At 66.5% G+C, this 1,067-nt stretch carries 1 protein-coding gene; it reads right to left on the minus strand.

Annotated elements, in window-relative coordinates:
• Nucleotides 1-1,067 (minus strand): glycosyltransferase (locus tag A5747_RS09050; protein ID WP_076123488.1); only part of this gene is annotated, 1,067 nt, incomplete at both ends.

Below are 1,067 nucleotides of genomic sequence, written 5' to 3' on the forward strand. Positions count from 1 at the left end.
AGCGATTCACGGCTGGTGCTCGTAAAACGCCGCCCAGAACCAACTTTCAGACGTTTGACGTGAGAGGCCCAGATCGCCTGATCGGGTGCCGTCCAGAGGATCAGCATGGGCACCCCGGCGCGCAGGCCCGCGGCAATGGTGCCCATGCCGCCGTGGTGCACGACCGCGCGGCAGGCCGGGAAGACCGCAGCGTAATTCACCGCTTCCACCACCTTGACGTGGTCGGAATGGGGGACATTGCCGAAGTCACTCCAGCCGGAGCAGATCAGCGCCCGTTCGCCCAGTTGCGCGCAGGCCGCGCCGATCATGGCGACGGTGTCGGCGGGAGACTTGACCGGCGTGCTGCCGAAGCCGAAGAAAATCGGCGGTGTTCCCGCGGCGATCCACGACGCGACCTCCTCGTCGGCGTCCGTGGCCAACTCCATCGTCAGCGCGCCGACGAACGGTCGTTGGCCGTTGCAGTTCGCCCATTCGGCGGCCAGCCCCGGGAAGCAAACTTCTTCGTAGGCTTGAATTTCCAGCGATGCGCGCTCGGCGATCCGTCGCGACCACAGGCCCGCCGCCTTCGGTAGCCCGAGTTCGCGGCGCTGCGCATCGTCGCGTTTCTTGAGCATCGGCCAAGACATCCACTCGGACACCGTCATCGCGGAACGGCCCACCGGTGCGGGCAGCCCCGGAATGAGCTGGCCGTTGGCCCGTATCGGGAAGGTATGCAGCGTGGCCAGCGGAATGCCATAGTACTCCGCGATGTTGGCCGCGGACTGTTCGCCGATGGCGCTGGTGAGCACCAGGTCGGCCCCCTCGGCCAGCGACATCAGCGTCTTGCCGATCTCCTCCCAGAGCTGGTTGAACAGCCGCTGATCTTCGCGCACCAACGCGCTCAGTTCCCGGACCTTCCAAAAGCTCCGGAACAAACGGGTCAAAAGGTCGCGGTGCACGTCCTGCCACAGTCGCGCGTCCGGCCCAAACTCGGTCGCCCTGAGCCCGGCCGACTCGACGAATTCAACCAGGTCGGGCGCGACGGCCACGTGTACGTCGTGCCCGCGGCGCAGCAGTTCACGGCCGAC

It is taken from the genome of Mycobacterium sp. IS-836 (genome assembly GCF_001954275.1).
GTDB lineage: Bacteria > Actinomycetota > Actinomycetes > Mycobacteriales > Mycobacteriaceae > Mycobacterium.